We start from the raw sequence: 22741 nt of genomic DNA on the forward strand, positions 1-22741 counted from the left end.
GGAAGTACAGGTCACGCAACCGGTCATCTGTGACCGGCGGCCGCGGGACCGCGGTGGGCGGGGTTCTGCGGCGGCCTGCCGGCGGTTCCCGCCGGCGATCGAGTCCGCTCCACGCCGAGTTCGCCGAGCGGGGTGTGCGCGGGCAACTTCCGCGATAAGTGGCCGGCCTTCCGGTCCCGGCCTGCACGGGAGACACGTCCCAGCCGCCCCCGCCGGCCGCGCTCCGCGAAGACCTCGCGGCCGACGTGCCCTGCAGCCGCGCGAGCCTGGCCCCGGGGGCTGGGCCCTGGGTGGCAGGGTTTGATGGAAAGCTCACTCGGGGCGGGCGGCGCACCACTTCGCCCGCAGAGGTGCTGTACGCGTTCCCGCAGCGCGCCCGCTTGCCGATCATCGATCTGTATGAGCGTAAGAATTAGGCGCGGCTCTGCGAAGAATTCCGCTGAGCGATGTCATTTGATCCGCCGGTCCGCGCAGATCGCAGGCCGTAGCGGATCCCGTTTGTCGCGCACGTCCGCGAGCGCTGTCACAGCCCCGGGCGCCTCGGCGCCCCTCACCCGTCCGGGCGCGGGGATTTGCTCGCCGTTGCGGGGAGGGATCAGTGCATCCGAATCAGCGCCGGAATCAGAACAGCAGGCGTGGCATACAGCCGAGCGGGAGAGGTGTGGATGCAACATCTGTGGACGGCCCCGACTGACCGAGCCGGACCGAAGTCCGGCACCCCGCGAAATACCGGTACCTCTCCTACCGGCGCAGGCCCCGGCACCCGTCGTGCCGACGGTTCCCCGCCCACGGCGCAGGAAGCCGTCACGGCCGGCGAGGCCTTCCTCCAGGCACACCTGCGCACCGCATTGCGCACCTCCCGGCAGATCGACCAGGTGTTCACCGACGAGGTTGCGGACCGTGTCGCCGGCCTCGTGCGCAGGGGAGGCAAACGGTTGCGCACGGGGTTCGTGTGGTGCGGGTGGCAGGCTGCGGGCGGCCCCGGCGACCTCGCGGACGTGCACCGCCTCGGCGCTGCCCTCGAACTGCTCCAGGCGTGCGCCCTGGTGCACGACGACGTCATGGACGGCTCCCCGGTCCGGCGCGGCGCACCGGCCGTGCACGTCGACTTCGCGCGCATGCACCGCGAAGAGCTGACACACGGCTCCCCGGACGCCTTCGGGACCGGTGCCGCCATCCTCGCCGGGGACCTCGCCCTGGCCTGGGCCGACGACCTCTTCACCGAAATCGCCCTGCGCTCCCCGCACGGCGTGTGCCTGCACCGGGAGTGGCGGGCGATGCGTACGGAGATGGCCGCCGGCCAGTACCGCGACATCCGCGCCCAGGCCCTGGGGTCGTCGGATGTCACCGAGGCGGTCACCGTTGCGACCCTCAAAAGCGCGTTCTATTCCGTCGTGCGACCCCTCTGCCTCGGCGCCGTCCTCGCCGGCGCCGATGACTCCGTTCTCGGCGCGTTGCGGTCGGCGGGCCGCTGCGCGGGCCTCGCCTTCCAGCTCAGCGACGACCTCCTCGGCGCGTTCGGCGATCCCGCCGACACCGGCAAACCGGCCGACGATGACCTGCGCGCCCGCAAACTCACCTATCTCCTCGCCACCGCGGCCCGCCTCGCTTCGGCCTCGGGTGACGTCCAGGCCGGCGTTGTCCTCGCTCCCGGCGCGGAGCCCCGCTCGGACGCCGACATCGCGCAGATGCGCTCCGCCATGGAACGCACCGGGGCACGGGCCGCGGTGAGGGCGGAGATCACCGAACTCGCCGCGGCGAGTGTGGACCATTTCGCGTCGACCGGCGCGCCCACCCACATCGTGCGCGAGTTCGACTCCTTGGTGCGGCGGGCCGCGGGCGGCCCGGCAAGCACCGCACCAGGGGAGGCGTCGTGAAGACCGTACCGGGCCCGACCGGGCATGTCGTCGTCGTCGGAGCGGGGCTCGCCGGCCTGGCATGTGCCCTGCACCTGCTGGGGGCCGGGCGCAGCGTGGTCGTCGTGGAGCGCGAGAGCGGACCCGGCGGGAGAGCCGGCCGCGCGGAGACGGGCGGATATCTGCTCGACACCGGGCCGACCGTCCTGACGATGCCGCACCTGGCCGATGAGGCCTTCGCCGCCGTGGGCGACAGCCTGGCCGCGCGCGTCGAGCTCCTGCCCCTGGACCCCGCCTACCGGGCCGTGTTCGCCGACTCCTCCCGCCTCGACGTCCACACCGACGGCGAGGCCATGGAGGCCGAGGTCCGCAGCTTCGCCGGCGCCGCCGAGGCGGCCGGCTACCGCCGGCTGCGCACGTGGCTGGAGCGCCTGTACCGGGCGCAGATGCGTCGCTTCATCGACACCAACTTCGACTCTCCCTTCCAGCTCCTGCACCCGGACCTGGCCCGGCTCGCGGCACTGGGCGGCTTCGGACGTCTCGATGGCAAGATCGGCAGCTTCCTGTCCGACGAGCGGCTGCGCCGGGTGTTCTCCTTCCAGGCCTTGTACGCCGGCGTCCCGCCGGCCCGCGCCCTCGCCGCCTACGCCGTCATCGCCTACATGGACACCGTGGCCGGGGTGTGGTTCCCCCGCGGCGGCATGCACGCACTGCCCGCCGCCATGGCCGCCTCCGCCGAGCAGGCGGGCGCCCGGTTCCACTGGTCCTCCGAAGTCACCCGGCTCGAACACGCAGGCGGCCGAGTACACGCCGTACACCTGGCCGAGGGGCTACGGATCCCCTGCGACGCGGTCGTCCTGACACCGGACCTGCCCGTCGTGCACCGCCTGCTGGGACGCGCACCCCGCCGCCCCGTACGCCTGCGCCACTCGCCCTCCGCGGTGGTCCTGCACGCCGGCACCGACCGCACGTGGCCGGACCTCGCCCACCACACGATCTCCTTCGGCGGCGCGTGGGAGCGCACGTTCGACGAGCTCACCCGCACCGGAACCCTGATGAGCGACCCCTCCCTGCTGATCACGCGCCCCACCACCCACGACCCCGCCCTGGCGCCGCCGGGCCGGCACCTGCACTACGTCCTGGCACCCTGCCCGAACACGGACATCGGCCCCTCCGCGAGCGCCTGGCAGACCCTGGGCCCGCGCTACCGCGACTCGCTGGCCGCGGAACTCGAACGCAGGGGCCTGCACGGATTCGCCGACAGCATCGAGCACGAAGTGCTCGTCACCCCGGCGGACTGGGCCGCCCAAGGCCACGGCGCCGGCAGCCCCTTCTCCGTCTCGCACACCTTCGCCCAGACCGGACCCTTCCGGCCCCGCAACCTGGTGCGCCACCTCGACAACGTGGTCCTGGCAGGCTGCGGCACCACACCCGGCGTCGGCGTCCCCACCGTCCTCATCAGCGGAAAACTCGCCGCCGCCCGCATCACCGGCGTCCCGTCGACCGCCCGCACCACCGGCACCCGGCCGGCTCCTCCCACCGCGGCAGCCATCCCGCAGCCCGCATCGCCCGCGCCCGCCCCGCCGCCCGCCGGACCGTCGCAGGAAGGCCCCCGACGCCATGAACAGCCGTGAACTGGACGCCGCGGGCGTCACCGATCCGCACCTCAGGTCGGCCTACACGCTCTGCCGCCGCCTCAACGCCCGCCACGGACGCACCTACTTCCTCGCCACCCGTCTCCTGCCCGCCGAGCGCCGCCCCGCCGTCCACGCCCTGTACGGGTTCGCGCGCTGGGCCGACGACATCGTCGACGACCTCGACCGCCGCGAGACACCTGCCGTACGCGACCGGCAGCTCGTCGGCCTGGAGGCGGCCCTCGCCCACGGCCTCGCCACGGGGACCAGCACGGAGCCCGTCGTCCGGGCTCTCGCCCACACCGCCGCCCGCTACCGCATCCCGCACGCCCACTTCACCGACTTCATGGCCTCGATGCGCGCCGACCTCACCGTCACCGATTACCCGACCTACCAGGACCTGCGCGCCTACATGCACGGCTCGGCCGCGGTCATCGGACTCCAGATGCTGCCCGTCCTCGGCACCGTCACCGACCCGCAGGAGGCCGCACCCCACGCGGCCGCCCTCGGGGTCGCCTTCCAGCTGACCAACTTCCTCCGCGACGTCGGCGAGGACCTCGACCGGGGCCGCGTCTACCTGCCCGCCGACCTGCTGGCGGCACACGGCGTGGACCGCCCGCTCCTGGAGCACAGCCGCCGCACCGGCCGCCGCGACCCCCGTATCCGCGCCGCGCTCGTCGCGGCGGAGGCGCTGACCCGCACGGTGTACCGGGAGGCCGAACCGGGCATCGCCATGCTCGATCCGCGCGTACGGCCCTGCATCCGCACGGCCTACGTCCTGTACGGCGGCATCCTCGACGCCATCGCCGCCGACGACTACGCCGTCCTGCACGGGCGCTCCACCGTCCCCCGCCGCCGCAGGGCCGTCACGGCCGCCGCCGGGGCCGCCCAGGTCGCGGCCGCCCGCCTCTGCCACAGCAGGCCGCGCCGCAGCCCCCTCCCCGCACCCCACGACCGCATCCACTCCCCGCAGGGAACCCACGAATGAACGAGGACGCGCGTCGCCGGCGCCGACGGACCCCGCTGCGACTGCGCAGCGGCACCAACTGGGCCGCGCAGGAACCGACCTGGCGGCAGGCCCGGCCGGCGCTCATCGCCGCCGCCCTCAAGCGGGCCCAGGCCCGATCCGGCGGAAACTGGTTCGTCGTCGGGGCTTCCCGCAGCGTCGCCGCCGACGGCCGCCCCGCCGGCAGGACCGTCGCCGGCACGGAGATCGTCCTGTGGCGCACGAGCTCAGGTGACCTGCGGGCCGGCCCGGGCGCCTGCCCCCACCTGGGGGCACCGCTCCGCGAGAGCCGCGTGGTGTGCGGCACGCTGGTCTGCCACTGGCACGGCATGGCTCTGGACGGCGCCCCGTTCGCCGGATGGCAGCCGTACCCGGTGCACGACGACGGAGTCCTGGTGTGGGTACGGCTGGACCGGACCGGCGGCGAACAGTCGACCGACCGGCCGCCGCCGGTCCGCAGGCCGGATCCCGGCGGGGCCGTGGACGCGGTCGTCACCGTCGTCGGGCGCTGTGAACCCGAAGACGTGGTGGCCAACCGTCTCGACCCGTGGCACGGATCGTGGTTCCACCCCTACTCCTTCACCGACCTGCGCGTGATCAGCGCCCCCGAGGGGGAGCAGGACGAACCCTTCGTGGTGGAGGTCTCGTTCAAGGTGGCGGGCCGGCTCGTGGTGCCCGTACGGGCCGAGTTCACCGCCCCCGGGCCGCGCACGGTGCTCATGCGGATCACCGAGGGCGAAGGGCGGACCTCCGTCGTCGAGACCCACGCGACTCCCCTGACCCCGCCCGGCGCGGCCGTGCCGCGGACCGCCGTCGTCGAGGCGGTGGTGGCCGCCTCCGACCGTTCCGGCTTCCGCCTGGCGCGGTCCCTCGCCCCGGCCCTGCGGCCGCTGATGTCCCGGGCCGCGGGCCGCCTGTGGCGCGACGACCTCGCCTACGCCGAGCGCCGTTGGGCGCTGCGCAACGCCGGTACCTTCCCCGGCTGACGGCGGGGCGGGCGGCCGAACGCGGCGGCCGTCCGGTGCTCAGGACCGTGCCGCGACGCCCGCCAGGAGCCGCAGGGCGCGGGAGCGGCCCGCCCGTGGCACCGTCCACAGCACCTGTCCCCGCACCCCCCGATCGGCGAGCAGGGCATTGGCGGCGAGGAACCCGGTCGTGGCGGCCCGCTCCATCAGCGCGACCGGAAGACCGCAGCGCACCGCGTCCCCGGCGAGCGTCACCCGCGGATCTGGGGTGCGGACCGCCGGTCGGCGAAGGTAGCCGCCGACCGGGAAGAGCGGGCAGTCGGACCTCCATTCGTGGCGCGAGTCGATGATGCGCGCCTCGCGGGTCTCGGGGTAGATCTCCCGCAGCTTCGCCGTCAGGTGCTCCTGGACCTCCTCACGGCGTGCGGCGCCGTCGACCGCGTAGGCGTGGAGTTCGACGACGGAACCGCCCGTGCGCCTCGCCCAGCGGGCCGCCTCTCCCTCCCAGCGCTCCAGGACGCTGATGTTGTCCAGGCCGTCGAAGCCGCTGGTCCCGAGGAAACCCGCACGGCCCGGGTCCACCGGCCGGTCCAGCCAGAGCCGGGAGACCAGGAACGGGGGAGCGGTGCGCAGGCCCGCGACGTCCTCACGCCACGCGGCGGTGCCGAGGCCCGGCGAGCCCGCCACCGTTCGCCGCAGGCCGCGTACGTCGAGGGCCAGCACGGCCGCCTGGTGGCGGAACGTCCCGTCGCCGGTCCGCACGTCGAGAGCGCCGTCGGGGCAGGGGTCGACCCCGTGCACGGCGGTGCCGGTGCGCACCTCGGCTCCCAGCTCCCGCAGATAGGCGCCGAGGGGGTGCCACAGCGCCTGCGGGAAGGGCTCGTTGGGTACGTCGAAGAGCAGCCCCTCGGACGAGCCGAGGAAGTAGATGTGGAACATCAACAGCAACTCCGCCGCCGAGAGTTCTCCCGGGTCCGAGAAGAAGCTGCGGGAGAACACCTCGAAGGCCAGGTGGCGTGCGGCCGACGGAAAGCCGATGCGGTCGAGGAACTCGGCGGCGCCGATGCCGTCGTAGCGCGCGTACACCTCGGGCACCCGCACGTCGAGCAGCGGCAGCGCCGCCCGCGGGTCCATCGCCGCCAGATCGCGCCAGCCGAACGTCGGACTCAGCGCGACGAATCCCAGGGCACTCCACGGAGGTGTGCGCGGCACCCGCGCGAAGCCGTCCGTCGCCCCGCCGCAGTGCCGCAGCGGATAGTCGGACAGCGGCGTCAGCCGTGCGAGGGCCGGGTCGGTTCGCCGCAGCAGACCCCGCAGGTTGTAGTACTGGCGGAAGAACGCGTGGAAGCCGCGGCTCATCGTCACCTCGGAGCCGTCCGCCAGCCGGGTGGGCCATCCCGCGAGCCGGCCGCCCAGCGAGGCCTCCCGCTCGTACAGGGTGACCCGTGCTCCCCGTTCGGCCAGCGCGGTGGCCGCGGCCAGTCCCGCGATCCCCCCACCCACCACCGCCACGCTCGGGGCATCCCGACGCTCGAAGCGGGGCCGGCCCGGAGCGGGCAACACGACCTCCGCCCGCCGGTCGCGGCCGCGCCGGGCCGCGCCGGGGCCCGTACCCGAGGCGCACCCGAAGCCCTGGAGCAGGGCGCTCACCGGGCGGCCCGGGGCAGTCCGGACCCGTTGCGGCCCGTGAAGGTGTGGACGATGCCCGTCTGCCATCCGGCCACAGGAGCCGTGCGCACCGAGGTGAACCCCGCCCGGCGCAACCGGTCGGCGAAGACGGGTGCGGTGTCGAAGGCCGGCACGCTGTCGCACAGGTGCCGGTACAGGTCCCGGTCCCCGGTCAGAGTGCCCGCCGGCACGATGACGCACCGGCTGACCGCCTCCCACACGGCCCGGTGCCCGGCCCTCCCCGTGAGGCTGTACTCGTGCACCGCCAGGCGGCCGTTCGGGCGCAGCACTTCGCGTACCGCGGCCAGTACCGCGTCCGGATCGGTGACGTTGCGGAAGAGGTATGCGGCGAACACGGCGTCGTACGGACCGGTTCCCGCGGCGGGCAGGTCCTCCGCGGCGGCGTGGGCGAACCGCACGCGGGCCGGCCACGGCTTGGACCGCGCGCGGTCCAGCATCCCCGCGGAGGCGTCGACGGCGGTGATGCGGGCCAGCGGGGCGGCGCGCAGCAGCGCGCGGGTGGAGGCTCCCGTGCCGCAGCCGAGGTCCAGGACGTGCAGGCCCGCCCCGCCGCCGGGCAGTTGCAGGCGGCGTGCCGAGCGGTACAGCTCGGCGCGGTGGCCGGGGTTGAGGGCGGTCAGCCGGTCGTAGGAGCGCGAGGCGTGGTCGAAGGCGTGGGCCAGATCGTGGTCGCGGAGCAGCGTCACCGCGGGTTCTCCTCGGGTCGTGGGGCGCCGATGGCCCCAGGGCGGGTGCGCCGGCGCAGGAACGGCAGCTCGGCTACGGTGCGCAGCATCGGGGCGACGGGCGTGCGCAGTCCGATGGCGAACTCCTCCCGTGGCGTCGTCCGCCCGTCGAGGAAGCGCAGCAGCCGCTCACCGGGGACGGTGCGGAAGAGGTCCGTGAAGAAGGCCGGTCCGTCGATGCGGCCCGCGTCGATGCCCCGCAGGAGGACCGCGTCCATGGCGAGCGCGCGGCGGCTGTACGGGGGTGGCACGATCTCGCGGCCCCCCGCCCGCAGCGCGGCCGCGATGTCCCTGCTCTGCCGCTGCACGGCGGAGAAGGTGTAGCCGGTGGCGGGGCGGGTGGCGCCCCCGGCCGCCCCGATCCGGTACACGGACGGGCCCACGCGGCGCGGAAAGCGTGCGTCGGTCATCGGGATCACGCCCTGCTCCTCCGCGACGACGCTGTACGGGCCCAGCCGCAGCACGCGGCCCGCATAGTGGCGCAGGGCGGCCCCGTACCCGGCCGATGTCAGGGGCGCACGCGAGAACTCGGTGTACTCGACCAGTGCGTGATCGGGGGCGAGGGGCAGGACGTAGCCGAACGCCAGACCGTGCCGGGGCTGCGGCACCCGGAAGTCCATCAGGTCGGCGACCCCCGGGTCGAAGCGGTCGGAGGCGGTACGCACGAACCATCCCCGGAAGTGCTGCAGCAAGACCGTCCGGGCGGGAGGCAGCAAAGGCAGCGGCCGGGAGTCGAAGACGTACCGCCCGTGCAGCGCCAGACGGCCGCCCTCCGCCAGGGTGCACACCACCTCGGCACCCCCCGGGTACTGGCGGATCCCGTGCACGGCGCCCCGCACCAGCCGGGCCCGCGGATGGCCCGCCAGTCCGCGGTGCACCAGTTCCTCGAAGGCACCCGAGCGGATCATCCGGTAGGTCATGGGGGAGGGGTCGCTGACCACCGCGCTGCCGTCGGGGCCGCGGACCCGCAGGCGCTGCCACGATGCCGAGACCGCACTTTCGAACTCGCCCGGCCCCTCGGCCCAGTGGCACCAGGTCCGCTCAGGGGGGCGCAGCGGTCCGTGGGACGGCTGCACGACGACGAAGTCGCCGGTACCGGTGCGCGCCAGCCGGTGCGCCAGACTCAGCCCCGCCGCGCCACCTCCCACGATGACGACGTCAGCGAACTCCGCGCGGGCGTTCGACGACACCGCTGGTGTGTCCGCCGCCCGGCTCACCGCGCCGCCCGTGCGGTCCGGTCGACGGTGGGCGGAGCCGCCCCGGATCCGGTTGTGCACATGTCGTGGGCCCTCCCTGTTCCGGCCGGAGCGCGGGTGACCATCAGTCTGCCGGGAGCAGGCCCCGACTCGCCGCTTCCCCACGCCGGATTCCGGCCGGGAGCCCGCCACGGATGCAGCGGGCTCTGACATGCCGGCCCGCTGCCGAACGCCCCGTACTGGTCGAAGCGCGGATCAGCGTCGATACCGCCATCGACCTGCCCGGCCCCATGGCACCAGCGCTGTTTCCCCGTACGCCGGATGCCGAGCCGTTGTCGAGCACTCGGCGACGTGGTCTGTTCGGAGGCGTAGGGCCCGGGAGCCAGGGGGGAAGGGGTGGCGCCCGGGCCGTTGTCGCGGTACCGCGGGGGAGCGGTGTGCATTCCGTCGCGACAACCGGAGAAACGATTCACCGACGAGAAGGTAACGCCGACCCAGAGGGCAACGAGTTCTGCGTCGGGTGACCGAGTGGTCGCCCGGATCCCGTCGCGGCGGAACCGTCTTTGGTATGGACCTGCCAAACAGTGGCGGCTAGCGTAGCAGCTGACGCTCTGTGAGAGCGCTCTCAAGCGCTCGATCCCCCACACGAGGAGGTCTCGTGAAACACACCCGCCCCTTACGTGCCGCCGTCGCCGCCCTGCTCCTGACCGTCGGCCTGGGCGCCGCCCACGCCGGCGTGGCGAGCGCCGTCCCCCTCCCGGAACCGGCCGCAGCGCCGTCCGCCTCGGCCGGACTGCTCGACGCGATGCGCCGGGACCTCGGACTCACCGCTTCCCAGGCCGAGCAGCGGCTGAGCGCGGAAAAGGCCGCCGCGGCCGTGGAGAAGACCGCACGGCAGACCGCGGGCGATGCGTACGCCGGTTCCTGGTACGAGCCGTCCACCGGCCGGCTCGTCGTCGCGGTGACCGACCGCGCGCAGGAGTCCGAGGTGCGAGCCCTGGGCGCCGACACCCGCCTCGTCCGGCACAGCGCCGCCGCGCTGGACCGCGCCAAAGCGGGCCTGGACACGCTGCGCGCCCCCACCGGCGTGGCCGGCTGGCACGTCGACCCGCGGGCCAACAGCGTCGTCGTCACGGTCGTAGGTACCGAGCGGGAAGCCCCCGCCGTACGGGCGTTCGTCGACCGGGCCCGGGCAGGCGGTCCCGTCACCGTCGTCGAGACGGCGCAGGCACCCCGTACGTACGCCGCGGGCACCGTCGGCGGCGATCCGTACTACACCGGCAACGTCCGCTGTTCGATCGGCTTCTCCGTGTACGGCGGCTTCGTGACGGCCGGGCACTGCGGGCAGGCTGGGGCCGCCGTGCGCGGCTGGGACGGGTCCGCGATGGGCACCTTCCAGGGATCCTCGTTCCCCGGCAACGACTACGCGTACGTCGGCATCCACAGCGGCTGGTGGACCGTACCGGTGGTGCTCGGCTGGGGCACCATCCCGGACCAGCTGGTACGCGGCTCCGCCGAGGCACCCGTGGGCGCCTCGATCTGCCGGTCGGGGTCCACGACGCACTGGCACTGCGGCACCGTCCTCGCCAAGAACGAGACCGTCAACTACAGCCAGGGCGCCGTCTACCAGATGACGAAGACCAGCGTGTGCGCCGAGGGAGGCGACTCCGGCGGCTCGTTCCTCAGCGGGGACCAGGCCCAGGGCGTCACCTCCGGCGGCTGGGGCAACTGCTCGTCCGGCGGTCAGACGTGGTTCCAGCCGATCAACGAGATCCTCGGCCGCTACGGCCTGACGCTGCACATCGCCTGACGCTGCACCTCACCTGAGGCCGGCGCGGCACCGGGCGCCCGGCTCCCCGTACGGGTCTGGCGGCGCTGCTCGTCGAAGGTGTCCGGTGCCGCGGAACCAACCGTCAGCCGGGGCCGGGTTCGTGGGCGGAAGCGGGCAGTGAGTACACCGGCGCGGAGTGTTCCCGGCGGCGGTCGGCCGACGATCACGTGCGGCTCGGATTCACACCTCCCCGCATCAAGCCAGCCTTAAGAGAGCGTTAAGCCGAAGTCCCCAAGAGAAAACCGCAGTTCAGAGGCGTGCGAGGAGGGGCGTCTGACGTTGCCATCACGGTTACCTCTCCGTAATACTCGCTGCCTCGGGTGACCTTGCGTCACGTTTGAGAGCGCTCTCGCCTCGCTCGCGCCTCCCTCGTGCCGCTCTTCCCGGCTCGCCCGGTCTGGCCCTCCTCCTCCCCCCACCCAGACAAGGAACCATGCCCATGGCTGCTGCTCATCGCGCGCGTCGCCGCTCCCTCGGCGCAGTGGTGCTCCTCGTGGCCACCGCCCTGGTCGCGGCGGTGCTCATGTCATTGACCCGTTCGGTCGCCCAGCACGCCGGTGCCGCCGTCGTCGGGCAGAGCTGGTCCGACGAGTTCGACGGCGCGGCCGGCCGTGCTCCTGACGCCGCCAAGTGGACGCTGGAGACGGGTGGTTCGGGCTTCGGCAACCACGAGCTGCAGTACTACAGCAGCAGCACCTCGAACGCCGCGCTCGACGGCCAGGGCCACCTCGTCATCACCGCACGGAAGAGCAGTGACGCCGGCCTCGGCTGCTGGTACGGGCAGTGCCAGTACACCTCGGCCCGGCTGAACACCGCCAAAACCTTCACCCAGGCCTACGGCCGCTTCGAGGCCCGCATCAAGGTCCCGCGCGGTCAGGGCGTTTGGCCCGCTTTCTGGATGCTCGGCAACGACCTCGGCAGCGTGGGCTGGCCCAACAGTGGCGAGATCGACATCATGGAGAACATCGGCCGCGAACCCAACACCGTGCACGGTACGGTGCACGGCCCCGGCTACTCCGGAGCGGGCGGCCTCGGCGCCCCCTACAACCTGCCGGGCGGCCGCGCCTTCGCCGACGACTTCCACGTGTTCGCCGTCGACTGGAGCCCGAACTCCCTGGTTTGGTCGGTGGACGGCACCACGTACAAGACCCTCACGCCGGCCGACACCGGCGGCCACAAGTGGGTCTTCGACCACCCGTTCTTCGTCATCCTCAACCTCGCGGTCGGAGGGGACTGGCCCGGCAGCCCGGACGCCTCCACGTCCTTCCCGCAGACGATGACCGTCGACTACGTCCGCGCCTCCTCCGCCGACGCCCCCGCCGCACGCCCGGTCCGGGGCATAGGCGGCATGTGCGTCGACGTCGCCGGCGGCTCCGACGCCGACCGCACCCCAGTCCAGCTCCACGACTGCACCGGCAGCGCTGCCCAGCAGTGGACCATCGGGGGCGACGGCACCGTCCGCGCCCTCGGCAAGTGCCTGGACGTCGCGGGCGGCTCCACCGCCGACGGCGCCGTCGTCCAGCTCTACACCTGCAACGGCACCAACGCCCAGAAGTGGACGTACAGCGCCGGCCGTGACCTCACCAACAGCGGTGGGGGCAAGTGCCTGGATGCCAAGGGCAACTCCTCCGCCGACGGCACCCGCTTGCAGACCTGGTCCTGCACCGGCGCCGCCAACCAGAAGTGGACGGTCGGCTGACCCACCAGCCCCGCCGCCCTCCCCATTCCCCGTCCCTGCGTCCGACCGATCCCCGCCCGACCTCACGAAGAACGGACCCCCACCGTGACGGCTCGTCATCAGCGCACCATGCCCCGTAGAAAACTCCTCGCCGCGACAGCGGGCCTGGCCCTGGCCGTGCCCGCCGCGGCTGCCTGGCTCGAGGTCGGCGCCAACGCGTCCACCACCCCCACGCTCCCCTTGGACCTGGTGAACACCACCGGTAACAGCACGGTGTACGCCTATGTGCTCGGCCGTGACCCCGCGGCCGGCGGCACCTGGGCCTTCGTCCAGGCCAGCGGCTCCGGCCTGTACCACCCACCGGCCCCGGCCAACGACCAGACCCCGCTCGGCGTCGACTGCGCCATCCCGCTCAACGCGTCCGGCGCCGGGCCGCGGAGGGTGACGCTGCCGCGCCTGGACAGCGGCCGCATCTACTTCTCCGTCGGCACGAAGCTCACCTTCCTGGTGAACCGCGGCGGCGGCCTGGCCCTGCCGTCGGTGAGCAATCCGACCGACCCCAACGCGAACGTCCCTCACGACTTCTGCGAATTCACCTTCAACAGCGACCAGTTGTACGCCAACATCACGTTCGTCGACATGGTCTCGCTGCCGATCGCCTTCCAATTGGAGACCGGGCAGGGCACCCAGACGGTGCGCGGACTACCCGCCGACGGACTGTCCCGGGTCACCGCCGCGCTGCGGGCCCAGTCCGCCGCCGACGGCAGCGACTGGAGCCGGTTGATCGTTACCGCGGGCGGCCGCGACGTGCGGGTACTCAGCCCCAATCTGGCGATCCGCGGTAACAGCGCCCTGTTCCGCGGCTACTTCGACGGCTACGTCGACGAGGTGTGGAACAAGTACCGCTCCACCGACCTGCGCATCGACACCCAGTTCACCTGGGGCACCGTCACCGGCCGGGTGAACGGCGACGTCCTCACCTTCCCCGGAGTCGGCAGCTTCGCCAAGCCGTCCACGCTGTCGATCTTCTCCTGCAGTGACGCGCCCTTCACCACGGGCAACGACCTGATGGGCAATCTCAGCGCACGGCTCGCCGCCGCCTTCAACCGCACCACCCTGCTGGACAACCCCTACCAGCCGACCGCCGAGAATCCCGCCGCCTTCTACACCCGGCCTCGCACCAACCACTACGCCCGCATCCTGCACAACACCACGCCCGACCGTCTCGGGTACGCCTTCCCGTACGACGACGTGCACCCGGCCGGAGTCGACTTCGAGGGCAAGGTGCAGTCCGGCAGCCCCGGCCGCTGGACCATCACGGTCGGTGGTGTGGCCGGCGGCGGCACACCGACCCCGACCCCGACGCCGACCGCCACCACCCCGGGCGGCGGGGTCAGCGCCTTCACCACCATCCAGGCCGAGGCGTTCAACGCCCAGTCCGGAGCACAGGTCGAGGCCTGCTCCGACGGCGGCGGCGGATCCGACGTCGGCCATCTGTCCAACGGCGACTGGCTCAAGTTCTCGGCCGTCGCCTTCGGCACCACCGGTGCCACCCGCTTCGACGCCCGCGTCGCCTCGGGGGCCGCCGGCGGAGTCAGCGGCCTGGTGCAGGTCCGCCTCGACAGCCCCACAGCCACCCCCGTCGGCGGCTTCGCCGTCGCCAACACCGGCGGCTGGCAGGCATGGCGCACCGTCCCCGCGGACATCAGCCGCACCACCGGAACCCATGACGTATATCTCACCTTCGACAGCGGCCAGCCCGCCGACTTCGTCAACGTCAACTGGTTCACCTTCGCCTGACGAGCTCGTGCCCGGTGGGCCGTCTCCACCGGGCAGTGGGACGGCGCCTTCGGCGGCGTGTCACGGCCGCTCACTTCTCGTCGGAACCGGACTCTCTGTCTGAGAGGGTGTGGCGGCCGGTTCGCGCCAGGCGTATGAGGCGGGGTCGAAACGGCTCAGTCTGCGGACGAGGTGCCCGGTGGACCACGGCCAGGCGAAGGTGTTGCGTCCGCTGGGGCTGAAGTAGTAGCTGGTGCAGCCGCCGGAGTTGTACACGGTCCCGTCCAGCGCCTCCTGCACCGCCGCGTTGTACGCGGCCTGTACGCCGGGCCGCACCTCCAGCGCGCGGTGACCGCCCTCGTCGAGGCGGGCCAGGGCGGCGGTGAGGTAGGCCAGCTGGGCTTCCAGGACGGTGATCGCGGAGGTGGAGCCGCCGAGCAGGTTGGGCCCCAGGAGCAGGAAGAGGTTGGGGAATCCGCTGACGCTGGTGCCGAGATACGCCTTCGGTTCGCCGCCCCAGGCCTCGTGCAGGCTCCGGCCGTCCGGGCCGTACAGGCTGCGGGACAGGGGCAGTTCACCGACGCGGAAGCCCGTGGCCGTGATGAGGACGTCGGTGGGGGCGGCGGTGCCGTCGGCGCCGATGACCTCGTTCCCGCGTACGGCCGTCACGGCGGTGGGATGCAGGCGGACATGCGGCCGGGCCAGGGCGGGGTAGAAGGTGCTGGAGGTCAGCAGGCGCTTGCAGCCCAGCCGGTAGTCCGGCGTCAGCGCCTGGCGCAGCCGTCGGTCGCGCACCGCGAGCCGCAGGTGCGCACGGGCCCCCGCCTCGAGGACGCGGGCGAGGTGCGGGTGGCGGAAGGCGTAGCCGAAGCCCTCTTGGAGCGCGTACTGCCCGGAGCGCATGGCGCTCCGGGCACCGGGGAGGCGGTCCAGGGACCGGTTGAGTGCCGGGGGCAGCGCCAGATCGGGTTTGGGCAGCACCCACTGGGCGGTCCGCTGGAAGAGACGGACCGTCGCCGCGCGGGACTGGATGGCCGGGACGACCTGCACGGCGGAGGCCCCGCTCCCTACGACGGTCACCCGGCGCCCGGCGAGTTCGACACCGTCGTCCCACTCGGCGGTATGGAGCACGGGTCCGTCGAACCCCTCGATCCCGGGCACATCGAGGCGGCGCGGGACGTGCCACGGCCCGGTGGCCAGGACCAGCACCTCGGCGCTGTAGGCCCCGTCGCTGGTCTCCAACCGCCAGCGCCCGGCCGCCGGATCCCACCGCGCTCCCAGCACGCCCACTCCGCAGCGCAGTACGTCGCGCCCGAGCCCGTGGCGCTCGGCCGTGGTCCGCAGGTAGGCGTGGATCTCGCGCTGTCCGGCGAAGAGCCTGCTCCAGGCCGTATCCGGGGTGAAGGAGTAGCTGTAGAGCGTCGAGGGCACGTCACAGGCGCAGCCCGGGTAGGTGTTGTCCCGCCACGTGCCGCCGAGTTGGGGTCCCTTCTCCAGGAGGAGCACATCGCGTACCCCGGCCTGGCGGAGCCGGATGGCGGCGCCGATCCCGGAGAACCCGGCTCCGACGACCACGACGCGTACGTGCCGTAGTACAGGCCCCGAGGCCTGTGCCGGGATCACAGCGCCGGTCCGGCGGGAACGTCCAAGCCTGTGCCTTCGCGGCGGTCGACGGTGGTCAAGGGCGGGCCTCCTGCATCAGTGCGTTCTTCCGGCTGCACGGCATCCTGCCGACCCGCCACCGGGACGGAGCACCCGAAGCCAGGCCGCGACCGATCCCCTCGACCCCCTGACCAGCGGCGAAGCCCGCACCACACCCTGGCGGCGACCCGGGAGGAGCGCCCTTACGGGTGAACGATCTCCGCACGCGCGGACCGGCCGCCACCCTTCGGCGCGGCCCCGACCGGTGTGCCCGGCCTGCGTCAGGAGCTCGCCAGCGTGCTCAGGTAGGGTGCGCCGCCGTCGGTGTTCCCGACAGCCCTGTGTAAACGGAGGCGAAGGCCGAAGCTGCGGCGTCGATGGAATAGCGCCCCCGAACCGTGGCACGGGCGCGGCGGGTCATGGCATCGACGGCCGCCGGGTCGAGTTCCAACAGCCGTTCCAGCCCTTCGGCCAAGGCCTTGGACGACGAGGTGTCCAGAAGCAATCCGTTGACCGCGTCCTCCACATAGTGCGGAATGCCGCCTCGGCCGGTACCTGCGACCGGCAGGCCCGCGTCCATGGCCTCCAGCACGGCAATGCCGAACTCCTCCTTCGCGCTGGGGCAGACGTAGTGTGCTCGACCTGTGGTTCCTCCGCGGGCCAACGCCCGCTCCAGGCAACGGACCGCGTGGTTGGGCATCGCAGGCACCAGTGCCAATCGCGCGGCCGCATCCGGGTGCTCGTCGATCAGGTCGGCGATGGCCTCACGCACGTGGCGTTCTGCCGGATCTCGCACCACGGCCCGGCCGGACCCGCCCACCAAAACGAGCGTCGAACGGAGGTGGAGACCGGACTCGATCCACGCGCGGACCAGGACGTGCTGCTGCTTGAGCGGGTGGAGACGCCCCACGGTGAGCAGCAGGGGCAGGCCGCGCGCGGCTGGGTCGAGCGCCGAGGGGAGGTCGGTGACGAAGAGGCCCTCCAGCAGGTTCTGCTGCCTCAGTGCTTCATCGTCGGCGGGCCGGTAGGCGGTGATCCCCTCTTGGGGCGCGCGGGGTCCCTTCCCGTCCCTGACGGCGGCGAGCTGCGGAAAGTAGCGGATCAACTCGCCCGTGCCGCCGCGGCCGGGGATGCCGATGACTTCATCGGCACGCTCGACGAGCCTGTCCGCCGCGAAGACGCGGTGGAGATCTTGGCGTAGCTCCTCCACTTCGGGCTCGCCGGCTGTCGTGCGTCCGGCGTGCCGTTCGCTGATGCGCCGGTGCGGATCGGGCGTCGCGGTGAAGACCAGGCGTGCGCCCAGTCGCCGGGCGGCCTCGGCCACCGCGAGGGACCCTTCGTCCGCGTACCTGACGTGAACCAGGTCGGGGCGTCGGCCCAACCCGGTCAGTACCCTGCTCGCCCACCAGGTCAGGGCGGTTCCGGGGGTACTCCCGGGGGCTGCCTCGTCGTAAGGGTCGGTCGGCAGGGTGAGCGTCCAGTGTCCAGGCCCCCGACTGCTCAGGAGGTCGGGCTCCTCACCCAGTTCCCGCGCGTCTTTGGTCACCAGCGTGACCACCCCGTCGATGCCCGGCGTGCGCGCGAGTGCGTCGCCCAGACCGGAGAGGAGGACTCCGAGACCTCCGCTGCTCCCCTCACCGGGACTGTCCATCTGGCCGAGCAGCATCGACTGGACGACCAGAAGGCCGGACCTTTCCGGCATCGGGGGAGATGCGAACAACCGGTGGCCGGCGGCGGCCGCAAGCAGCAGGCGTTCGTAGGCGTTGTCGGCCGTGTCGGGCAGTGGAAGTATCTCGCGCAGGTCGATGCGGCTCGCGAGGTGACGCCACAGGGCGAGTCTGGACGTCCTTGCCTTGAGCGGCGGTGTGCGGGCCACATCGGCCCATCGGTCCGGTTCCAGAACGTGCAGGCGTCCCAAGGTAGCGAGGTCGATCAAGTGGGCCAGCGTCGCTGGGGCCGTGCAGCGCAGGATCTCGTCGCCCAGCTCCCGGCGGACCCTTGCGGTGCCATGGAGGGAAAGCGACAGAGGCCACGCCTCCGCGACCGTATTGCGCAGGCGGTGGTCCCCGCTGAGTGCTGCGGCCAAGAGCTCTTCGGGCGCGGGAGCCCTCCGGAGCCTCAGGTCGCGACGCAGTGAAGCGACTCTTTCGTCGAGGGGATCGGTCAGAAGGCGGACCGGATGCTCGTGGTGTTCGGCGAAGTACTCGGCGTGCAGGAAGGACGCCAGGACGTCCGGGGCGAAGGCAGTACTCGATGCAGTCCCAGGAGCCCAAAAGATCTGTCGGGCATCTACGAAGGGGTCGGTCCCGTCCTGCCGGGTGTTTGCGTCCATGGGGCGCTGCTCTCGCTCGGGCGAATGGTCACCTCCCCTTCCGTCACACCCCCGGCTTCGGATGCGGGCACACGTCTGTCGTACTGCTGCGTCCGGATCCGGTCCCGACCCCGAAGAGAAGGGCAAACCTCTGCCGGAAGCAGGTCTCTCATGCCGCGTGTCACCGTCATCGCTCCGCCCTTCCACTCACACGCGGCTCCCCTGTCGGTACTGGCACGCGAGCTTCAGGCAACGGGAGCCGAGGTCACGTTCGCCTGCGCGGAGGCCTTCGTACCGCTGGCCGAGGCCGCCGGGGTCGACTTCGAGCCGCTGAGGATCGGCCGCAATGCCAACACGGGAATCGCCCGGCGCACGCTCCAGGGCGAGGATGAGGCCAGACGCCTTGAAGAGTTCCTGGAGGCCACGCGCGCGGGCGCCGTTCCCGCCCTGCTGGTCCAGGCCCGCCACCGCAGGGCAGACATGCTGGCCGAACCGGAACGGGTCCTCTCAGAGCTGCGGGCACTGCATGCCCGCAGGCCGGCGGACTGGTACGTCGTCGATCAGCTGAGTTATGCGGTGACACTGGCCCTGCACTGTCTGGACCTGCCGTACGCGACCTTCTGTCCGGGGCATCCCAGCTACCTGCCGGCCGCACCGGGCGACCTGTTCGGCGTTCCCTACGCCTGGCCCCAGGCGGTGCGGCCGACCGCCGCAGACCTGCGGACGCTGCGCCGGGAGGCGCAGACCAACGATCACTCCTTCACCGCGCTGTTCGCCCGGTTCATCGCCCGTCACGCGCCTCACCGACCTGTACCGGGTCGGGCGTTCGCTCTGTGCTCCGCGCAAGCCGTCGTACTGAACTATCCGCGGCTGGACTGGCTGCCTCCACTGCCTGAAGGCCCGGCCTACGTATTCACGGGGCACCTCACCCACACTGGCGACCTCGACCCCGGCCCGTTCTGGAACGCCGAAGTGAGGCGGCTGCGCCAGGCCGGCCGCCGTCTGGTGCTGGTCGCTTTGGGAACGTTCCTGTCGGCCCGGCGGGACGTACTGGAGTCAGTCGCACGGGGCGTCCTCGCCGAGTGCCCCGACACGTCGGTGATCATCGCGGCCGGAGACCAGGCGCAGGCGCTGAGGACTCTGGCCGGTCCCCGAGTCGCGGTAGCCGCGACCGTCCCGCAGCAGGCACTGCTCCAGCAGGTGGATGCCATGGTCCACCACGGAGGCAACAACTCGTTCACCGAATGCCTGGCGGCCGGCGTTCCCGCCCTCGTGCTTCCGTTCTCCAGCGATCAGTTCTCCGTCGCCCACGACGCCGAAAGGTCCGGCGCGGGCCTCTGTCTCGATCCGCACCAGCTGGACTCCAAGAAGGCGGGTCGGGCCGTTTCCGCGCTGCTGGAAGCCCCGGGGCACGCCCTCGGCGCACTGTCCAGATACGTGCGCTCCCACGGTCCCCGGCACGCCGCCCGGGAACTGGCCACGCTGATGGCCTGACCCGCGGTCGGGTGGCTGGGGGGCGGGCCGGTCCCGGTGGGCAGCCGGGGCGCAGGACGGGAATCGCCGTCGGCCTCGGGCAGCGCCGCCCTCGGGCGGGTCGGAACTGAAGCGATGCACGAACGGTGCGATGTGCGGTCGGGTGGTCGGCGGCGGATGGTTCAGGAGTAGAAGCGACTGCGTCTGACAGAGGAGGCACGATGAGCGTCCAACCGGTTGCGCCGCAGGAAACCCCGTTGTGTGAGGGTTCCACGGCCGAAGCGCACCAGGAACGACCTGATGGCGGGATTTGGGAACACCCCTGGTTCTTTCTCGGGCTCATCCTGCTCGGCACGATGCTCGTGGCGGGATTCTTCGTGGCGCGGATCGCCGACCTGTAGGGGCCGGGGGACCGCCATGGATCACAGGGCGGCTGCGCTCGAACTGGTCTGAGGGGAGCGCGGGTGATGGTGGTGGGACGGCCGCTTGACCTCCCGAAGGACGGCGTCCCGACCGAGGCCTTGCGCGACTTGGTCGACCGGCGCAAAGGTGCGGCTCCCGCCGCGCGATGAAGCAGGGAGTGGCCATGAACGCGACCGAGACACCGGGCCGGCCCGCCGAGTCCGTGTGGGACTACCCCCGACCGCCGCGCGTCGAGGTGGACGTCCGGCACATCGTCGTCGAGTTCGCCGGGATCCGCATCGCCGACACCCGTCGCTCGGTCCGGGTGCTGGAGACGAGCCATCCCCCGGTCTTCTACATTCCGCCCCAGGACACGCGCCGCGAGCTGCTGCGGCAGTCCGATGCCCGGACGTATTGCGAGTGGAAAGGCGCCGCGACCCACTGGGACCTGTGTGTCGAAGGTAGGACCAGGGTCCCGGACGCGGCGTGGAGCTACGAGCAGCCCTCCCGCGGATTCATCGCGATCGCCGGCTTCCTGGCCTTCCACCCGTCCCGGGTGGATCGCTGTCTGGTCGACGACGAGGAGGTGCTCCCACAGCCGGGCACCTTCTACGGCGGCTGGATCACCTCCGAAATCAACGGACCTTTCAAGGGCCCGCCCGGGACATGGGGGTGGTGATGACCCAGCCCCGGCGCCGACGAGCGCGCACCCGGCCTGAGCAGCGGCGCACCGCGCGCCGGCTTGCGCTTGAGGTGCGGCGTCTGCCTGGTTCGACGGGGCCGGAGCGTCAGGCTTCGCTGTGGTGGGCCCGCACCGCAGACGGCAGACGTCCGGCCACCTTGTCCGCCAGCGCCTCGAACTCCCGCCTCAGGAACGGCTCGGCCAGCCTGGCCAAGCCGTTGAACCGGAGAGAGGCGACGTAGGTCAGACGCGTCGTGGTCGCCGACTGGGCCTCGAAGCGCATCCGGTCCCTGGCCGTCACGGTCTTGTTCACCCCGACGAACACCAACTCGCGCGGCCCTCGGGAATCAAGGCGGTACACCAGATCGGTGGTGCGCCCGCGAAACCGAGAGGTGTTCCGCCAACTGGAGCCGGCCCGCACGGGCCCCTCGTCGATGCGGAGACAGCGCACCGTGCCCGGGTCCCATTCCTCGGCGTGCCCGAAGTCCTGCAGGTAGGCCATCGTGGCGTCGAGCGGAACCTCGATGAGAAACGTGCGTTCCACAGTTATCACTGCTGATGCTCCTTCTGAGGTCCGAGAGGGCGGTGGGCTACCGCGCACCCACCTCTCCTTCGGCGTCCGGCCCCCCGGCGGATGCACGCCGACGCAGGGACGATGCTGAAAGGCCAGCCTTCCGGCGTCGCCGACAGGACGATCGCCGTCGGTATGCGAAGCCAGGAGGAGGAGGCCAACGCCGTGTCTTGCTCCGGTCCTCAGAGCCAGCCGTTGCGGCGGAAAGCTCGGTAGAGGGCGCCCGAGGCGAGGGCCATGAGGGCCACGGCAAGGGGATAGCCGTAGGTCCAGCGGAGTTCTGGCATGTGCTCGAAGTTCATCCCGTACACGCCGGCGACCATCGTGGGGATCGCGAAGATCGCAGCCCACGCGGAGATGCGACGCATGTCATCGTTTTGCCAGGTGCCCACCCGGGCCTGCTAGGCGCCGAGGACGGAGTCCAGGAGCTCGTCCAGGGTCCGGACCTCGATGTCGGTGCGGTGCAGGTGATCGGCGACGTCACGGATGTACGGGGCGATCTTCGACAGGTGGTCCTTTGCGCCCGGGCCGTCCAGGAGGCCCTGAAAGACCGGGACGAGTGGCTGCACCGCATCACGGAACTCGCGGACCTCCCGCTTGAGGGAGTAGATGCTTGGGGTGTGGTCGACCCGGGAAGTCGAGAACACCTCGTCCTCGAGCCGGTTCAGCGTGGCACGCACCCGGTGGGCCGCGTCGGTGTACGCATCGACGCAGACGTCCAGCACGGCGTGGAGCACGGCCCAGGGCCCCGTGCTCAGCATCTCCGGATGGGCGTCCAGCCGGCGTGCGGCCTCAGCGCACGGGTCGATCCTTCCGTGATTCACGGTGAGGACGCTGCGCGGGCCGACAAAAATCATGATGTCCCCGGTCTCCACCGCTGCGTCATCTTCGACGTACCGCAGCGGCTTCAGGGCTACGGCCAGGACGTCGCCGAAGCGCTCGCGCTTGGGGCGCTGTCGCCCGTGGAGCGCGTCTTCGACGGCCAGTGGGTGCAAGCCGAGGCTCCCGGCCAGCTCGGTCAGCTCGCCCTCCAAGGGGTCGGTCAGCCGGACCCAGGCGAACTCCCCGTCGCTCAAGTCCCGCAACCGTTTGAGGGCCGAGCCACAGTTGTCGTCCGCCAGCTCGCACTCCACATGCTCCGACCGGCCCGTGGCCCGCTCGTAAATGACGCATTCCATCCTCTGCGGATGCTTCAGCTCGCTGATTTCATGCGCCCTTTTCCTGGCGTCACGCGGAGGCCGCAGGCTCAGCCTGGCCGAATTGTCACCCGTCGCCCTGATTCCGGGCCTGCCCGAGGCGTCG

Annotated in this window: 16 protein-coding genes and 1 pseudogene; 10 read left to right on the plus strand and 7 right to left on the minus strand. The window is 72.1% G+C overall.

Going from position 1 to position 22741, the window contains the following annotated elements; translation table 11 throughout:
- The first annotated feature begins 665 nt into the window (after positions 1-665).
- From ACS04_RS28070 to ACS04_RS28085, 4 genes are read left to right on the plus strand one after another with little or no spacing between them, the layout of a single operon-like run.
- Positions 666-1877 carry a polyprenyl synthetase family protein gene (locus ACS04_RS28070; RefSeq protein ID WP_048479596.1) on the plus strand — a complete coding sequence of 404 codons (1212 nt, stop codon included), beginning with the start codon at positions 666-668 and terminating at the stop codon, positions 1875-1877.
- Positions 1874-3490, plus strand: coding sequence for a phytoene desaturase (locus ACS04_RS28075; RefSeq protein ID WP_048479597.1), 1617 nt, complete (start codon positions 1874-1876; stop codon positions 3488-3490). Before ACS04_RS28070 ends, ACS04_RS28075 begins: the two co-directional genes overlap by 4 nt.
- Positions 3477-4478, plus strand: coding sequence for a phytoene/squalene synthase family protein (locus ACS04_RS28080; protein WP_048479598.1), 1002 nt, complete (start codon positions 3477-3479; stop codon positions 4476-4478). The genes ACS04_RS28075 and ACS04_RS28080 overlap by 14 nt, the downstream gene beginning before the upstream one ends.
- Positions 4475-5482: a Rieske (2Fe-2S) protein gene (locus ACS04_RS28085; RefSeq protein ID WP_048479599.1), complete on the plus strand. Its 1008-nt coding sequence runs from the start codon at positions 4475-4477 to the stop codon at positions 5480-5482. Before ACS04_RS28080 ends, ACS04_RS28085 begins: the two co-directional genes overlap by 4 nt.
- 39 nt (positions 5483-5521) lie before the next feature.
- Here the strand turns inward: ACS04_RS28085 and ACS04_RS28090 are convergent, their stop codons facing one another.
- Genes ACS04_RS28090 through ACS04_RS28100 form a run of 3 tightly spaced genes read right to left on the minus strand, consistent with a single transcriptional unit; the run spans position 5522 to position 9065 of the window.
- Entirely contained in the window at positions 5522-7111 is a 1590-nt protein-coding gene (locus ACS04_RS28090) for an FAD-dependent oxidoreductase (RefSeq protein WP_245236572.1), read from the minus strand.
- Positions 7108-7836, minus strand: a complete 729-nt coding sequence (locus tag ACS04_RS28095) for a class I SAM-dependent methyltransferase (protein ID WP_048479600.1) — start codon at positions 7834-7836, stop codon at positions 7108-7110. The genes ACS04_RS28090 and ACS04_RS28095 overlap by 4 nt, the downstream gene beginning before the upstream one ends.
- Positions 7833-9065, minus strand: coding sequence for a lycopene cyclase family protein (locus ACS04_RS28100; protein ID WP_048479601.1), 1233 nt, complete (start codon positions 9063-9065; stop codon positions 7833-7835). The genes ACS04_RS28095 and ACS04_RS28100 overlap by 4 nt, the downstream gene beginning before the upstream one ends.
- Before the next feature lie 664 nt (positions 9066-9729).
- Here ACS04_RS28100 and ACS04_RS28105 point away from each other — a divergent pair.
- From ACS04_RS28105 to ACS04_RS28115, 3 genes are all read left to right on the plus strand, one after another.
- Positions 9730-10881 carry a S1 family peptidase gene (locus ACS04_RS28105; protein WP_048479602.1) on the plus strand — a complete coding sequence of 384 codons (1152 nt, stop codon included), beginning with the start codon at positions 9730-9732 and terminating at the stop codon, positions 10879-10881.
- A gap of 460 nt (positions 10882-11341) precedes the next feature.
- The gene (locus ACS04_RS28110; protein ID WP_048479603.1) at positions 11342-12601 is read left to right on the plus strand and encodes a glycoside hydrolase family 16 protein; all 1260 of its coding nucleotides are present in this window, start codon (positions 11342-11344) and stop codon (positions 12599-12601) included.
- Positions 12602-12709: 108 nt separating this feature from the next.
- Positions 12710-14380, plus strand: coding sequence for a beta-1,3-glucanase family protein (locus tag ACS04_RS28115; protein WP_048479604.1), 1671 nt, complete (start codon positions 12710-12712; stop codon positions 14378-14380).
- Positions 14381-14440: 60 nt separating this feature from the next.
- On the opposite strand, the gene ACS04_RS28120 is transcribed toward ACS04_RS28115, so the two are convergent.
- Together ACS04_RS28120 and ACS04_RS28125 are read right to left on the minus strand one after the other, a co-directional pair.
- Complete coding sequence (locus tag ACS04_RS28120; RefSeq protein ID WP_245236573.1) at positions 14441-15934, minus strand: flavin-containing monooxygenase; 1494 nt, start codon at positions 15932-15934, stop codon at positions 14441-14443.
- A 367-nt stretch (positions 15935-16301) separates the two neighbouring features.
- The gene (locus tag ACS04_RS28125; RefSeq protein ID WP_053080978.1) at positions 16302-18332 is read right to left on the minus strand and encodes a glycosyltransferase family 4 protein; all 2031 of its coding nucleotides are present in this window, start codon (positions 18330-18332) and stop codon (positions 16302-16304) included.
- Between the two features lie 150 nt (positions 18333-18482).
- Between ACS04_RS28125 and ACS04_RS28130 the strand changes: the two genes are divergently transcribed.
- The 3 genes from ACS04_RS28130 (at position 18483) to ACS04_RS28140 (ending at position 20865) form a co-directional block, all read left to right on the plus strand.
- Positions 18483-19805, plus strand: coding sequence for a glycosyltransferase (locus ACS04_RS28130; RefSeq protein ID WP_048479605.1), 1323 nt, complete (start codon positions 18483-18485; stop codon positions 19803-19805).
- A gap of 200 nt (positions 19806-20005) precedes the next feature.
- Positions 20006-20185 carry a hypothetical protein gene (locus tag ACS04_RS28135; RefSeq protein WP_048479606.1) on the plus strand — a complete coding sequence of 60 codons (180 nt, stop codon included), beginning with the start codon at positions 20006-20008 and terminating at the stop codon, positions 20183-20185.
- Between the two features lie 185 nt (positions 20186-20370).
- A complete protein-coding gene (locus ACS04_RS28140) occupies positions 20371-20865 on the plus strand; it encodes a DUF427 domain-containing protein (protein ID WP_048479749.1) in 495 nt (164 codons plus the stop codon).
- A gap of 109 nt (positions 20866-20974) precedes the next feature.
- Here ACS04_RS28140 and ACS04_RS28145 read toward each other — a convergent pair whose 3' ends face one another.
- Both ACS04_RS28145 and ACS04_RS28150 read right to left on the minus strand, forming a co-directional pair.
- Complete coding sequence (locus ACS04_RS28145; protein WP_048479607.1) at positions 20975-21421, minus strand: SRPBCC family protein; 447 nt, start codon at positions 21419-21421, stop codon at positions 20975-20977.
- Positions 21422-21621: 200 nt separating this feature from the next.
- A pseudogene (locus tag ACS04_RS28150) lies at positions 21622-22617 on the minus strand (magnesium and cobalt transport protein CorA).
- Positions 22618-22741 lie beyond the last annotated feature (124 nt).

Origin of the sequence: Streptomyces roseus, from assembly GCF_001044425.1 — a bacterium.
Lineage (GTDB): Bacteria > Actinomycetota > Actinomycetes > Streptomycetales > Streptomycetaceae > Streptomyces > Streptomyces roseus.

Bases quoted from the DNA above. Each gene is read 5' to 3' on its own strand.
- ACS04_RS28070 (WP_048479596.1), top strand. From the start codon at position 666: ATGCAACATCTGTGGACGGCCCCGACTGACCGAGCCGGACCGAAGTCC.
- ACS04_RS28080 (WP_048479598.1), top strand. From the start codon at position 3,477: ATGAACAGCCGTGAACTGGACGCCGCGGGCGTCACCGATCCGCACCTC.
- ACS04_RS28085 (WP_048479599.1), top strand. From the start codon at position 4,475: ATGAACGAGGACGCGCGTCGCCGGCGCCGACGGACCCCGCTGCGACTG.
- ACS04_RS28110 (WP_048479603.1), top strand. From the start codon at position 11,342: ATGGCTGCTGCTCATCGCGCGCGTCGCCGCTCCCTCGGCGCAGTGGTG.
- ACS04_RS28115 (WP_048479604.1), top strand. From the start codon at position 12,710: ATGCCCCGTAGAAAACTCCTCGCCGCGACAGCGGGCCTGGCCCTGGCC.
- ACS04_RS28125 (WP_053080978.1), bottom strand. From the start codon at position 18,332: ATGGACGCAAACACCCGGCAGGACGGGACCGACCCCTTCGTAGATGCC.
- ACS04_RS28130 (WP_048479605.1), top strand. From the start codon at position 18,483: ATGCCGCGTGTCACCGTCATCGCTCCGCCCTTCCACTCACACGCGGCT.
- ACS04_RS28135 (WP_048479606.1), top strand. From the start codon at position 20,006: ATGAGCGTCCAACCGGTTGCGCCGCAGGAAACCCCGTTGTGTGAGGGT.
- ACS04_RS28140 (WP_048479749.1), top strand. From the start codon at position 20,371: ATGAACGCGACCGAGACACCGGGCCGGCCCGCCGAGTCCGTGTGGGAC.